This is a genomic window from Mucilaginibacter sp. P2_A4, from assembly GCF_056405015.1.
In genome coordinates this window covers 1-13,773 of the sequence record NZ_JBFUCX010000018.1, presented here as the reverse complement: position 1 = coordinate 13,773, position 13,773 = coordinate 1, and the positions used below count along the sequence as shown (strand labels likewise).

Genomic DNA, 13,773 nt, shown 5'->3' with positions numbered 1-13,773 from the left:
AAACCATATCATAATTATGAAAATCATTTATTTAGCGTTAATCTGTGCATTTATCATATCATCATGCACCTCAAAAGATACCAAACAAATTTTAAATGTCGATCAGCCACTGATTGGTACCTGGCACTTGGTATCAAGTAAAAGCATCACTAAAGGAGATACACTTGTAACCACCCCGTCTAAAGACGAGGAAATGGTTAAAATATTTAATGGTACCAATTTCGCATTCTTCACTCATGATCTGCTGCATGGTAAAACCGCTAAACCAGTTTACAGTTCAGGTAGTGGCACTTATACCTTGTCTGGAAATAATTATCAGGAACATTTAGCCTATTGTGATGCCCGCGAATGGGAAAACAGGGATTTTAAGTTTACTGTACAATTTATAAATGACACGTTGATTCAACGTGGAATTGAAAAAATTGACAGCCTGAAAATTGATCACGAAATTATTGAAACGTACGTGAAGGTGAAATAATATATTATTTGTTGTTAATCATTTAACTAAAGCTGTAGGTTTGCATTCGGCTTTAGTTTTACAGCGTATTGTTATTTACAAAATACATCAATTGTACAATCGGCTTTGAATTTTGAAAGTATCCTCTCAACAAGTACCTGTGAAACTTAACAAAGCTTGCCAACGTAAAACAACGCAACCCCATTAAGCCTGCTCTTCAACTAATGTCAGTTCAGGATCAATTCATCGTCCAATGATAATCATAGGTTTTTATAAGTCGTATATAACACCCAGTCTGATTTTAATTGACTCCCTGCTAAAATTGTTTATAATATCGTAAAGCGTATGAGCTTAAAATCAACCAAGAAGATGAATATGCTTTATCATTTTAAATTCCTTACCGCTGTAGTAATTACCGGTATATTTTTTAATAACTGCCGGCCAGATAAAGTAAAATCCAATACAACCGGTAGTAATGATACTACAACGGTTAGTCATGCCGCGCTTGATAGTGCTGCGCTTGCCAATCCTACTCCTTTGAAAAATATGTTTGGCATAAATGCCTATGAATGGAATTTTCTTCAAAACCCGGCAAGTCCAAACCTCAATAGCACTATTTACGAAGCCAATATGTCTGTAATTAAGTCATTTGGTGCGGTAAGGCATTATATGAACTGGAATAAACTGGAGAACACTAAAGGCGATTATACCTATAACCCTACCAACAATGGCAGTTGGGATTATGATCTTATTTACACCCGATGCAAACAAGAAGGCATTATGGTTTTGGCCGACATGAAAAACTGCCCCACATGGCTTGTAAGCACCTACCCAACAAATATGCAGGATAACGAAAATGTACCTGTTCCCTATGGCCGTGACAAAAGCGATCCTGCATCTTATATTGACCAGGGGCGGACAGCTTTTCAGTTTGCCGCAAGGTATGGTTATAATGCAGCAGTTACTCCTCAATTGGTAAAAGTTAACGCTATCCCCAGATGGACTAATGACCCTCCAAATGTTGTGAAGATCGGTTTGGGTTTGATAAAATATATTGAATGTGGCAATGAATGGGATAAATGGTGGAAAGGCCCGGCAACTCAGCAAACTCCTGAAGAATACGCAGCCAATCTTTCTGCTTTTTACGATGGAGATAAAGGCAGGCTGGGCAATAACGTAGGCGTAAAAACAGCCGACCCAGGCATGCAGGTAGTAATAGGTGGTCTGGCTACCTGTAGTGTTGATTTTGTAAAAAGGATTATAGAATGGTGTAAAACAAACCGGGGATATAATACAGATGGCAGCATTAATTTATGTTTTGATGTAATAAACTATCACTTTTACAATAATGATGGTAATATTTTAACTCATACAAGTGCTAAAACAGGTGTAGCTCCGGAGCTTTCAATGGCTGGTTCCATTGCGGGTTCTTTTGTTAAACTTGCTTATTCACTAAAAAGGCCCCTGGAAGTTTGGGTAACCGAATCTGGTTACGACATTAACCAGGGTAGTTACCAAAAAGCCATAGTAATTGGCAATAAATCAGTTTTAGAAACACAGGCCGACTGGATATTAAGATCCTCATTACTATACATCAGGCTTGGAATTAAAAGAGTATTTTACTACCAGCTATTTGATGATACCCCAAATGCAAATGCGCAATATGCTACTTCTGGCCTTGCGGAAGATGGAAAACGGAGGCCAGCTGCTGATTATATACTACAAGCCAATAAATTGATGGGCACGTATACCTACCGGTCGACCATTAATGCCGATCCGCTGGTGGATAAATATATTTCGGGATCTAAACAAATGTACATATTAACCGTACCCGATCAAAAACAACGGACCGCAACCTATATACTTGATCTGGGTACACCCAGAGCTAATATCTACACATTAAAAGCGGGATCAACTGAAGCAATACTAAGTACGGTTAATACAGTTGCGGGTAAGATAACTATTAAAGCAACCGAAACCCCTGTTTTTGTGGAAGGCGTAACACCGTAGAGGGGTTAAAAAAATATCGATAAGTTATAACGTACCTGGTTAATATAGCTGCCGCCAAAAAGGTTAACATGTAGTAATAAGGGATACAGGTTCCAGAGATTGAGCCTCTGCTTCCACCCTGCCTGTAATTGAAAATTACTATGATATGCCTTGTAAAAGGACGAATCAAAACCGCCGAACAGCGTGGTCATTGCGATATCAAACTCCCGGTTGCTGTAGCTAACCGCCGGATCAATTAGGTAAGGAACCTCATTTGTATCAATTAAATAATTGCCACTCCAAAGATCGCCATGAACTAAAGCCGGTGGCTCTTCATCAAAAAGTTCAGGAAGTTGTTGAAATAATTTTTCAAACATGAGGATATCATTACTACTTAATGCGTTTTTTTTAAGAGCAATTTTTATCATGGGTTTAAGTCGCTCCTCAATAAAAAAACTATTCCAGGTAGAATGTAACTTATTGCTTTGAACTATCGATCCCATATAATTATCGACAGTAAAACCAAAAGACGCCGATGTGTGCCGATGCATTTGAGCCAGCTGTTCGCCCAATTTTTGTGATGCTTTACGTGTGTATTGGCCTGGTTCTATCCACTGCATCACTAAATAACTCTCATCTTCCGTTTCACCATGAAGTAATACATTAGGCACAGCAATGGTTTGGGTTGACTGAATGATGGCTAAACCTTCCTGCTCAAATTTAAACATGCCCGGATATTCACATAAACTGTTAACTTTTAAAAGAAAACTATTCGTTGATGATGTTTGCAGGCGATAAACTTTGTTGATATTTCCGCCGCTAACCGGTATAACTTTTGAGATAATAACATCAAGTTTAACTTCAATATCATGGATTATTTTTTTAGCGACAGACATTATATTTAAACGATTAATTTATAAACCCTATAGTTAATTTATTAGCGTTATACAATTATCGGTTTAAAAAGTTATTTTTGCGGTTCAATGGAGCATATTCGTAATTTTTGTATCATAGCACATATCGACCACGGCAAGAGTACACTTGCCGATAGGTTATTAGAATACACTAACACTATAACCCAACGCGAATCGCAGGCGCAATTGCTTGACGATATGGATCTGGAACGTGAGCGTGGTATCACCATAAAAAGTCATGCCATACAAATGGATTATGAACTTGACGGACAGAAATATATCCTCAACCTGATAGATACACCAGGACACGTAGATTTTTCTTACGAAGTTTCGCGCTCAATAGCAGCTTGTGAAGGCGCTCTACTTATTGTTGATGCCGCACAAGGTATCCAGGCGCAAACTATATCCAACCTATACCTGGCATTAGAAAACGATTTGGAGATCATTCCTGTGTTAAACAAGATGGATTTGCCCGGCGCTATGCCCGAAGAAGTTAAAGACCAGATTGTTGAATTGATAGGTTGCAAACGCGAAGACATTCTGGCAGCATCCGGGAAAACCGGTATGGGCGTACATGAAATTCTGCGAGCCATTGTTGAACGGGTACCCGCCCCTGTTGGCGATCCGGAAGCTCCTTTACAGGCACTTATCTTTGATTCGGTTTATAACTCGTTCCGTGGTATTGTTGCTTACTTTAAAGTGGTTAACGGCGAGATTCGTAAGAATGATAAGGTGAAATTCTTTGCTACCGAAAAGCAATATATTGCTGATGAGGTAGGTACATTAAAACTAAAACAATCGCCCCGGGATGTAATTAAAACGGGCGACGTAGGTTATATAATATCTGGTATTAAAGAAGCCAGAGAGGTTAAAGTAGGTGATACAATTACCCGCGTTGATCGCCCGTGCGAAAGTGGAATACAAGGTTTTGAAGAGGTAAAGCCAATGGTATTTGCCGGTATTTACCCGGTTGATACTGATGAGTATGAAGAACTGCGCGAGTCGATGGCCAAATTGCAGCTTAATGATGCTTCGCTGGTTTTTGAACCCGAGTCATCAGCGGCATTAGGTTTTGGTTTCCGTTGCGGATTTTTGGGTATGCTTCATATGGAGATTATCCAGGAGCGTCTTGAACGCGAGTTTAACATGACGGTTATTACTACCGTTCCCAACGTATCATACGTTGCCCATACTACAAAGGGCGAACCTATAATTGTAAACAACCCGTCGGATTTACCAGATCCAAGCAAAATTGATTTTGTTGAGGAGCCATATATTAAAGCGACCATCATTACCAAATCTGACTATGTTGGGCCAGTAATGTCACTTTGTATCCAAAAACGCGGTTCCATCATTAACCAGTCGTACCTGACTTCTGATCGTGTGGAACTGGTATTTGAATTGCCTATGGGCGAAATCGTATTTGATTTTTATGATAAGCTCAAAACTATTTCAAAAGGATATGCCTCATTTGATTATCACCAGATAGGTTATCGCCAATCAGACCTGGTACGCTTAGATATTCGTTTAAATGCCGAACCGGTTGATGCTTTATCATCCTTGATATTCAGGGGGAATTCTTATGATTTCGGTAAAAAGATCTGTGAAAAACTGAAGGAGCTTATACCCCGTCAGCAATTTGAGATTATTATACAAGCTTCAATAGGCGCTAAAATTATCGCCCGCGAAACGGTGAAAGCCTTGCGTAAAGATGTTACCGCCAAATGTTATGGTGGTGATATTTCACGTAAGCGTAAACTATTGGAAAAACAGAAAAAAGGTAAAAAACGCATGCGCCAGGTTGGTAACGTAGAGATACCACAATCGGCATTCATGGCGGTTTTGAAACTAGATTAGTTATAGGGGAATCAAGAGTCAAGAATCAAGAATTAAGACAAAAAATCAATTCTGATTTATCCGAACTCTTGATTCCTGGTTCTTGACTCTTGACTCTTACTTATGCAATTACTCGACGGAAAATACGTATCAGAAAAACTTAAGGTTGAAATAGCTGAAGCTGCAGCTAAAATATTAGAAGAAACCGGCAGGCAGCCTCATTTGGTGGCGGTTTTGGTTGGCCATGATGGTGGCAGTGAAACGTATGTGGCCAGCAAGATCAAAAATTGCGAAAAAGTGGGTTTTAAATCAACCCTTGTACGCTTTGAGGATACCGTTACCGAAGAGGAGCTGCTTAAAAAAGTAGAAGAATTGAATGCAGATGCCGACATAGACGGTATTATTGTGCAACTGCCCTTGCCTAAACATATCGATCCGGAGAAAGTAACTGAACGTATTGATCACCGTAAAGATGTGGATGGTTTTCACCCCGTAAATTTGGGGCGTATGCAACGCAATCTTCCGTCATTTATACCCGCTACTCCTTATGGAATTACGCTGATGTTGAAAGAATACGGTATTGATACCGTTGGTAAACATTGCGTGGTAGTTGGCCGTAGTAATATTGTTGGCTCACCTATGAGCATCTTAATGGCCCGTAATACAACCCCAGGCAACTGTACGGTTACCATTTGCCACAGCCGTACACCTGATATTAAAAAATTTACCCTTAACGCTGACATCCTGATTGTTGCTATCGGTAAAAAGAATTTTATTACTGCCGATATGGTAAAAGATGGCGTAGTGGTAATTGATGTAGGAATGAACCGCGAAACATCAACCCTAACCAAATCGGGTTTTAAGCTTTACGGTGACGTCGACTTTGAAAATGTAGCCCCAAAAGCTTCATGGATAACCCCTGTACCTGGTGGCGTTGGCTTAATGACGATTATTGGGTTGTTAAAGAATACTTTGGCTTCGGCAAATAAAGAGGTATATAGCTAATAAATAGTCCTTACGAGCAGTAAAATACAGGAGATAATAGACGGGAAATGATCTTTTAAAAGATTTGTCATCCTGAACGCAGTGAAGGATCTATTCGCAGACTTTACAGGGCTAAGAAATCCTTCACTGCGTTCCAGGATGACACATTTTTTTTGCAAAAAGGTCATGAGTAGGTGCGAAACAGACCACTCACCTTATCTAAATGCTTGCATCACTTTATTCCAAACCGAGCTTACACCCACATAAAGATCATCATCCCTGATATCAACCTGATAAGTCTCTACAAAATCATTTTGCCCTTCCCCTCCCTTACCGGTAGCCAAATTATAGGTGTAACGATGATAAGGACAAACAATTTTCCCTTTAACACATAACCCTTCGCTCAGATCAAAGCCAGCATGCGGACAAGTAGCCGCTATTGCATATATTTCACCCTCAAAACCAACAAGGCAAATGCTTTTTCTGCCGGCCTTTACTTTTTTAATAAATGGTTTGTCTGTATTTTTTATGTTGGGGATTTTATGCCAATTCATTTATTAAAAATCAATCTTCAAATTCATAACCGACGGGTTTTTAATTACCTCATCCATATTTGTAACCAGTGTGACGCTTCGCCTATCGGCGGAGAGTACTGCTTTGGAGTTATTAAGCTTTTTTATCGGCTTCGCAAATTTGAGTATCACTTTATATGGCATATCTATGAGCATAGCTTTGGCCATCATAAAGGTTGATTGCGTCTTCTTTAAAAAGGCGTTGAATTTGGCTTTATCAACTATACGGTAAAATTTATGCGGGGTAATATCGTATGAGTAATAATCCTGGCCAGCTACCATTTGCTTGGCATCAAGTGCTTTATTTGTTTTAGGATTGTTTGAAAAAGCACTTATCTGGCTATTAAGCGCAATCTTCGATACATTTTGAAGATAATATTTAAGGTCGGCAGCGTTTTTAGCGGTATGATTAATTGCCACTTTCATGATGCTCTTTTTCAGGTTCATATTTACCGTCAGATCGCTGCTTTTGGCAAGTTCAATCTCTGCCGCGCTCATTCTTTGTTGGGTGCTATCGGGCATAGCACTGTAAAAATTTAGCGTTGTATCCTTAACCAAACTAAACTGCGGCGTTTCCTTTACCGAATCGGACACAAGATTTACTAATACCGAAACGGCTTTGCTCATATCAAACCCGTATGCCACAACACAACTGCCATCGCTTTTAAAGTTATAATGCTCCTCAATATCAACACAGGAGCTTAAACATAACATAGCCAAAAAAATAATAGGGAAGTAAAGTTTTTTCATGGCGCTAAAGGTTTTTTAATTAGTTAAGGTTTCATCAGGCTAATTTACAATTCAAAAGCTATTATTCGCACACTTACAAGTACTTAAAATAAATTATTACCAAAAAGGATATAAAAAACAACAATGTGTTTAAATGTTTTACGTTGTGTTTACCATTCAGCTTCATGCTTTCGGCTTATTTAGGTACTTTTGCAAAATATTATGGCACACCAAATTCCAGACGATGGCACTTTACTTCCTTTAATGGAAGAATTTTACACTATACAGGGCGAAGGGTATAACACGGGTAAAGCTGCATATTTCATACGCCTGGGCGGGTGTGATGTGGGTTGCCACTGGTGCGATGTAAAAGAAAGCTGGGATGCTGAACTGCATCCACTTACCGCGTCAGATCTGATAGTGGCCAACGCCGCTAAACATCCTTCAAAAGCGGTTGTAGTTACCGGGGGCGAACCGCTGATATATAATCTTGATTATTTAACCAGTCGATTGCATGATCATGGTATAAAAACATTTATCGAAACTTCCGGTGCCTATCCCCTATCTGGTGATTGGGATTGGATCTGTCTCTCTCCAAAAAAATTCAAAGCTCCCATGCCTCACGTTGCCGAAAATGCCCACGAATTAAAGGTAATCGTATTCAATAAATCAGATTTTGAATGGGCAGAATACCATGCCAAAATGGTTTCACCTGATTGTAAGTTGTATTTACAACCCGAATGGTCAAAATCGAAAGAGATGATCCCATTGATAGTTGATTATGTAATGAACAATCCGCAATGGGAAATATCGCTGCAAACGCATAAGTATTTGAATATACCGTAATATTTGTAACTTCCCGTTATAAAACTACCGTATCAAAACTGATGAGAATTATAATCGTCTCTGTCCTGTTATTTTTCCTCTCTGTTACTGTTTGGTCTCAGCAGCGCCAGTACTCTACTAAAAACAGTGATGCTATAAAGTATTTTGCGGTAGCCAATCAAAATCTGGATGATCACTCCTACGATGAAGCGATTGAAAATCTAAAAAAAGCTATTGGGGAAGATTCCAGGTTCATTGAAGCTCATGCTCAATTAGGGGATGTTCTGCGCATGAGGCACTTGTATAAACAAGCTATAGAACGGTATCTTAAGGTTATAGAGCTAAACCCTGATTTTAACAGGTCTGTTTACCTCAAAATAGGTGAAACAGAAATTTACGAAGCTAAATATCCCCAGGCGCAGCAGCACATTGAAAAATACCTTACCTATCCTGATCTTACGCCACAAAATATCGCATTCGCACAAAAATTATTAGCGGATGCAAAGTTCAGCATACAGGCCATACAACACCCTGTGCCGTTTAAACCAGTTAATATGGGCCCTAATATTAACACTGCCAATGATGAATATTTACCAGTTGCTACAGCCGATGAAAGCATGCTGATATTTACCCGGAAGATTAACAACAACGAAGATTTTTATAAAAGCTTAAAAGTTAATAGCAAGTGGGATACCGCTACTTACCTTAGCGATCAAATTAACACGCCACAATACAACGAAGGAGCACAATCCATATCGCAGGATGGTAAATTTTTATTCTTCACCGGCTGTAACCGCCCGGATGGTCGTGGTCGCTGTGATATCTATATCGCTCAAAAAAAAGGTGACGATTGGGGCAAACCTTTCGATCTAAGTGCTCCGATAAATACTTCAGGATGGGAATCACAGCCATCGATAAGTGCCGATGGGCGTACACTTTATTTTGTGAGTAATAAAAAAGGAGGATATGGAGGATATGATATTTGGAAATCAAACCTTACCGATAAAGGCTGGGGCGAACCGGAAAATCTGGGGCCAAATATAAACACAGCTTATAATGAGCAATCGCCATTTATTCACCCAGATGATAGTACACTTTATTTTGGTTCAAATGGCTGGCCGGGATTAGGCAATAAGGACCTTTTTGTAAGCCGTTTGGGTAAAGATGGCAAATGGCAAAAGCCAGAAAACCTGGGCTATCCTATTAACACCAATGGAGATGAGAATGGGCTTACACTTACAGCCTACGGTAATTACGCCTTTTTTGCATCAGACAACCTGAATGGCTATGGCGGGTATGACATTTACACGTTTGAGTTGCCGGCAAACTTAAGGCCACACATTGTGACCTATGTAAAAGGAAACGTATATGATGCCAAAACAAAAGAACCGCTGGAAGCAGCTGTTGAAATTATTGATTTGCAAAGTAACCTTCCTGTTTACCAGGACTACAGCAATAAAGATGAAGGTGATTTCCTGGCAACCATCACTTCGGGCAAAAATTATGGCTTAAATATATCTAAGAGCGGCTACCTGTTTTACTCCGAAAACTTTTCGCTTATAGGGTATAAAGAGCAGAAACCTTTTCATATCAAGGCCTTATTATCGCCAATTGAGGTTGGCAATAAAGTAATATTAAAGAACATCTTTTTTGACACCAATAAATTCGACATCAGAGACGAATCAAAAGCCGAATTATCTAAATTGATTGAGTTCTTGAATGTAAATCCAACTGTTCACATTGAAATATCGGGACATACAGACAATGCAGGGGCCGATCAGTTTAATCAAACCTTATCAGAGAACAGAGCCCGGTCGGTATATGAATACCTGGTAACTAACGGTATTGCCGCTGCCCGGTTGGTTTATAAAGGCTATGGCAAAACACAACCTATAGCGCCAAATACTACCGACGAAGAAAAAGCGAAAAACAGGCGAACTGAGTTTATGATAATTGTGAAATAGAAAACTTTATTCTATAACAACATACTTTGTGATGTGACTTTTTTTGCATTTCGATATCATACTGACTGATTAAGTGTTTACCTTAGTTATACCAATTATAACCCTAAACATGAAAATCATTTTATTATCTCTTACGTGCATTGCCCTGTTTTGCTGCGCCTTTATATTCAAAACTGCCAACACCGGCAAACCATGGCAAAACAAAATGCAGGAATTACCCGGAAGATTAGAGTGCGAATTTTACAATACCGGTGGCGAGGGTATTGCATATCATGATACCGATAGTACTAACAATGGCAGCGGCAAACTCAATCCGGCAAACGGAACATTTTTAAACGAGTTTAGGATGAAGGAAGGGGTTGATATTTCATATACTAAAGCCCATGACCATATTGATGACAATCCATACAATAGAGTGAGTCGCGACATGAATAAATTTTATGTGGGATGGACGCAACCAGGTGAATGGATAAATTATACAGTTAAAGTAAATAAATCAGGAACTTACCCTATTGGTGTTTTATATACTGCTAACGGTGATGGTGCTATATCTGTTGATGTAGATGGTAAAGACGCCACAGGGCCAATGAAAATCACGTCAACTCACAATGATCAGGATACCATTGCCTGGCGCCAATGGCACCATTGGAACGCTTCTGAATCAATTGGCACTATAAACCTTAAAAAAGGCACACACGTATTAACACTGCATATAGTTTCAAACGGTAATATGAACCTGGATTACCTGGATTTTGGGAAAGTTGGAAAGTAGGATCTTGATCAGAAAGGCCGGATAAAACAATACCCAACTTACTTTTCTGTAAGCTGGGTATTGTTTGGTATCTCGTAATGAAGAGATGGTTGAGAATTATTGAATTTAATTTCCCATTTCTGATAGGAATTTAATCCTCATTAATTGTACTTCTTCACGTGTATAGTCGTCATTTCCTAATTCAGCAAGTGCATCGTCAATAGAGTCAGCTTCAGCTGTGCGGAAATAATCAAATACTTCTTCCTGTTTATCCTCATCCATTACCTCATCAATATAATAATTGAGGTTAAGCTTTGTTCCGGAGTTAACAATAGTTTCTACTTCCTTAAGGATCTCCTCATAGGTGAGTCCTTTTGAGGCAGCTATATCATCAAGGTTTAAATGACGGTCAATATTCTGAATAATGAAAACCTTAAGTGCCGATTTATTAGCTGCGCTCTTGATCACCATATCAACCGGACGGTCGATATCATTATCTTCAACATATTTCTGAATCAGATCTGTAAATGGTTTACCAAACTTAAGCGCTTTACCCGCACCCACTCCCGAGATTTGTTTCAACTCCTCGGTATTGATGGGGTAATGCGTACACATTTCTTCTAAGGATGGATCCTGAAAGATTACGAACGGTGGCAAGCCTTTTTGTTTGGCCAGCTTTTTACGCAAATCTTTTAGCATTTGCAGCAACTGGGTATCTAATGCGCCACCACCCTGTTTAGGCCCGTCAGCGTCATCATCGTCATCAGTGCCTTCTATGATGTGGTTCATCACAAAGCGAATGCTGTGCGGGTTCTCAATAAAGGAATTACCCAACTTGGTTAATCTAAGCAAACCATATTGGTCAATATCTTTTGAAAGATAATTGTTCAATAACGCTTGCCTTAACAGGGAATTCCAGAGATTTTTCCCCTGCTCTTTTCCAGAACCATAATAATCAAGCAGGTCGTGCTCATAGTTCTTTATTTGCGCGTTCTCCTCAGCCATTAATATACTAATGATGTAGGTATCGTCAAATTTCTCCCCTATATGCTTAATAAGGCTAAGTGCCTTATGCAAATGCTCTTCTCCGTCAAAATGCTCTTTGTGGCCAGAGCAGTTGTCGCACATATTATTACAACCTGCCTCATTAAAATTCTCGCCAAAATAATGCAGCAATTGTTTACGGCGACACACCGAGGATTCGCAATAGTCAATTACTTCTTTTAAAATCTGTGTACCAATCTCGCGTTCGGCAACAGGTTTATCCTTCATGAATTTCTGAAGTTTATCAATATCCTTTTCAGAATAAAAAGCCACACAAACACCTTCACCCCCGTCACGACCGGCCCTCCCAGTTTCCTGGTAATAACCTTCCATGCTCTTAGGCACATCATGGTGAATTACATAACGTACATCTGGTTTATCAATACCCATTCCAAAGGCAATGGTTGCTACAATAACGTCAACATCCTCCATCAGGAATTTGTCCTGAGTATCGGCACGTACCTTCGGGTCTAAACCTGCATGATATGGCAAAGCTTTTACTCCGTTAAGGCTTAGCGCCTCGGCCACTTCCTCTACCTTTTTACGGCTCAGGCAATAAATAATTCCCGATTTACCTTGATTTTGTTTTACAAACTTTACGATCTCTTTGATTACATTACGCTTGGCACGTACTTCGTAAAATAGGTTTGAGCGGTTAAATGAAGATTTGTAGATAGTTGCGTTGTTCATCTGCAGGTTTTTCTGAATATCCTGCTGAACCTTTGGCGTTGCCGTCGCTGTTAATGCTATGATTGGTATATTATCGCCAATATTGCTGATCACCTGGCGAATTTTGCGGTATTCCGGTCTGAAATCGTGACCCCACTCAGAGATACAATGTGCTTCATCCACCGCTACAAATGATACCTGGTTAAGGCGTAAAAAATCAATATTTTCCTGCTTGGTTAATGACTCAGGGGCTACGTATAATAGTTTGGTTTTTCCGGCCAAAACGTCTTCCTTAACCCTTCCTATGTCTGCCTTAGTAAGTGATGAATTTAAAAAATGAGCTATACTATCTGAGCCACCAAAGGCTCTTAATTGATCTACTTGATTTTTCATCAGCGCGATCAGTGGTGAAATTACTATCGCGGTGCCGTCGCTCATTAAAGCCGGCAATTGGTAACACATGGATTTACCACCACCTGTAGGCATAATCACGAAGGTATCATTGCCTGCCAGAATGTTAGTTATGATCGCTTCCTGCTCCCCTTTAAAGTTGTCAAATCCGAAAAAATTCTGGAGGTTATCAAATAGCGACTTCTTAGTTTCTATCATTATCTTAAATAATCTTAAAGTCCAATTTAAAAGTTTAAAGTAACAAATTTTTCTCAATAAACGATTGATTTACTTTTAAATTTTATACTAATATGATTATTAAATGAAAAACAATTTGTTTACTTCACGTATTTAAATGTTATATAATTATTTAGTTTCAATTAATATATAATTATCAGATTATTGTACATTTTTGCGGTGGCTAAACCAAATAATAATTCTTAAAATTACACATGAACAAAAACTACTATGCCATCATTATGGCAGGCGGAATAGGCAGCCGTTTTTGGCCGATAAGTCGTACTTCACACCCCAAACAGTTTATAGATATCCTGGGAACCGGTAAAACTTTAATACAAAACACCTACGAACGCTTCCTGAAAGTGTGCCCCAAAGAAAATATTTACATTGTAACCAATGAAAACTATAC

12 protein-coding genes are annotated in these 13,773 nt (G+C 39.2%); 8 read left to right on the top strand and 4 right to left on the bottom strand.

The genetic code is table 11. The features are described from left to right. The first annotated feature begins 16 nt into the window (after positions 1 to 16). Together AC1DYB_RS25820 and AC1DYB_RS25815 are read left to right on the top strand one after the other, a co-directional pair. Positions 17 to 478: a lipocalin family protein gene (locus tag AC1DYB_RS25820; protein WP_477439230.1), complete on the top strand. Its 462-nt coding sequence runs from the start codon at positions 17 to 19 to the stop codon at positions 476 to 478. Positions 479 to 802: 324 nt separating this feature from the next. Then, entirely contained in the window at positions 803 to 2,467 is a 1,665-nt protein-coding gene (locus AC1DYB_RS25815) for a hypothetical protein (protein ID WP_477439228.1), read from the top strand. Between the two features lie 5 nt (positions 2,468 to 2,472). Here AC1DYB_RS25815 and AC1DYB_RS25810 read toward each other — a convergent pair whose 3' ends face one another. Then, entirely contained in the window at positions 2,473 to 3,342 is an 870-nt protein-coding gene (locus tag AC1DYB_RS25810) for a fructosamine kinase family protein (RefSeq protein WP_477439226.1), read from the bottom strand. Positions 3,343 to 3,429: 87 nt separating this feature from the next. Between AC1DYB_RS25810 and lepA the strand changes: the two genes are divergently transcribed. Further along, positions 3,430 to 5,217: a translation elongation factor 4 gene (gene lepA / locus AC1DYB_RS25805; RefSeq protein ID WP_477399242.1), complete on the top strand. Its 1,788-nt coding sequence runs from the start codon at positions 3,430 to 3,432 to the stop codon at positions 5,215 to 5,217. A 102-nt stretch (positions 5,218 to 5,319) separates the two neighbouring features. After that, on the top strand, positions 5,320 to 6,201 hold the full coding sequence (locus AC1DYB_RS25800) for a bifunctional 5,10-methylenetetrahydrofolate dehydrogenase/5,10-methenyltetrahydrofolate cyclohydrolase (protein ID WP_477439224.1): 882 nt from the start codon (positions 5,320 to 5,322) through the stop codon (positions 6,199 to 6,201). A gap of 194 nt (positions 6,202 to 6,395) precedes the next feature. Here the strand turns inward: AC1DYB_RS25800 and AC1DYB_RS25795 are convergent, their stop codons facing one another. Together AC1DYB_RS25795 and AC1DYB_RS25790 are read right to left on the bottom strand one after the other, a co-directional pair. Further along, complete coding sequence (locus tag AC1DYB_RS25795; protein ID WP_477439222.1) at positions 6,396 to 6,734, bottom strand: Rieske (2Fe-2S) protein; 339 nt, start codon at positions 6,732 to 6,734, stop codon at positions 6,396 to 6,398. A 3-nt stretch (positions 6,735 to 6,737) separates the two neighbouring features. Continuing rightward, on the bottom strand, positions 6,738 to 7,502 hold the full coding sequence (locus AC1DYB_RS25790; RefSeq protein WP_477439220.1) for a hypothetical protein: 765 nt from the start codon (positions 7,500 to 7,502) through the stop codon (positions 6,738 to 6,740). Between the two features lie 201 nt (positions 7,503 to 7,703). Between AC1DYB_RS25790 and AC1DYB_RS25785 the strand changes: the two genes are divergently transcribed. From AC1DYB_RS25785 to AC1DYB_RS25775, 3 genes are all read left to right on the top strand, one after another. Next, complete coding sequence (locus AC1DYB_RS25785; protein WP_477439218.1) at positions 7,704 to 8,327, top strand: 7-carboxy-7-deazaguanine synthase QueE; 624 nt, start codon at positions 7,704 to 7,706, stop codon at positions 8,325 to 8,327. Positions 8,328 to 8,368: 41 nt separating this feature from the next. Further along, positions 8,369 to 10,270: an OmpA family protein gene (locus tag AC1DYB_RS25780; RefSeq protein ID WP_477439215.1), complete on the top strand. Its 1,902-nt coding sequence runs from the start codon at positions 8,369 to 8,371 to the stop codon at positions 10,268 to 10,270. A 109-nt stretch (positions 10,271 to 10,379) separates the two neighbouring features. Continuing rightward, on the top strand, positions 10,380 to 11,042 hold the full coding sequence (locus AC1DYB_RS25775) for a carbohydrate-binding protein (RefSeq protein WP_477439213.1): 663 nt from the start codon (positions 10,380 to 10,382) through the stop codon (positions 11,040 to 11,042). Between the two features lie 105 nt (positions 11,043 to 11,147). On the opposite strand, the gene recQ is transcribed toward AC1DYB_RS25775, so the two are convergent. Next, positions 11,148 to 13,340, bottom strand: coding sequence for a DNA helicase RecQ (gene recQ / locus AC1DYB_RS25770; RefSeq protein ID WP_477439451.1), 2,193 nt, complete (start codon positions 13,338 to 13,340; stop codon positions 11,148 to 11,150). A gap of 236 nt (positions 13,341 to 13,576) precedes the next feature. Here recQ and AC1DYB_RS25765 point away from each other — a divergent pair. Then, positions 13,577 to 13,773 (top strand): sugar phosphate nucleotidyltransferase (locus AC1DYB_RS25765; protein WP_477439211.1); only part of this gene is annotated, 197 nt, incomplete at its 3' end.

Coding starts and splice junctions, on each gene's coding strand:
- AC1DYB_RS25775 (WP_477439213.1), top strand. CDS start 10,380: ATGAAAATCATTTTATTATCTCTTACGTGCATTGCCCTGTTTTGCTGC.
- AC1DYB_RS25795 (WP_477439222.1), bottom strand. CDS start 6,734: ATGAATTGGCATAAAATCCCCAACATAAAAAATACAGACAAACCATTT.
- AC1DYB_RS25815 (WP_477439228.1), top strand. CDS start 803: ATGAGCTTAAAATCAACCAAGAAGATGAATATGCTTTATCATTTTAAA.
- lepA (WP_477399242.1), top strand. CDS start 3,430: ATGGAGCATATTCGTAATTTTTGTATCATAGCACATATCGACCACGGC.
- AC1DYB_RS25780 (WP_477439215.1), top strand. CDS start 8,369: ATGAGAATTATAATCGTCTCTGTCCTGTTATTTTTCCTCTCTGTTACT.
- AC1DYB_RS25800 (WP_477439224.1), top strand. CDS start 5,320: ATGCAATTACTCGACGGAAAATACGTATCAGAAAAACTTAAGGTTGAA.
- AC1DYB_RS25820 (WP_477439230.1), top strand. CDS start 17: ATGAAAATCATTTATTTAGCGTTAATCTGTGCATTTATCATATCATCA.
- AC1DYB_RS25785 (WP_477439218.1), top strand. CDS start 7,704: ATGGCACACCAAATTCCAGACGATGGCACTTTACTTCCTTTAATGGAA.
- AC1DYB_RS25810 (WP_477439226.1), bottom strand. CDS start 3,342: ATGTCTGTCGCTAAAAAAATAATCCATGATATTGAAGTTAAACTTGAT.
- AC1DYB_RS25790 (WP_477439220.1), bottom strand. CDS start 7,502: ATGAAAAAACTTTACTTCCCTATTATTTTTTTGGCTATGTTATGTTTA.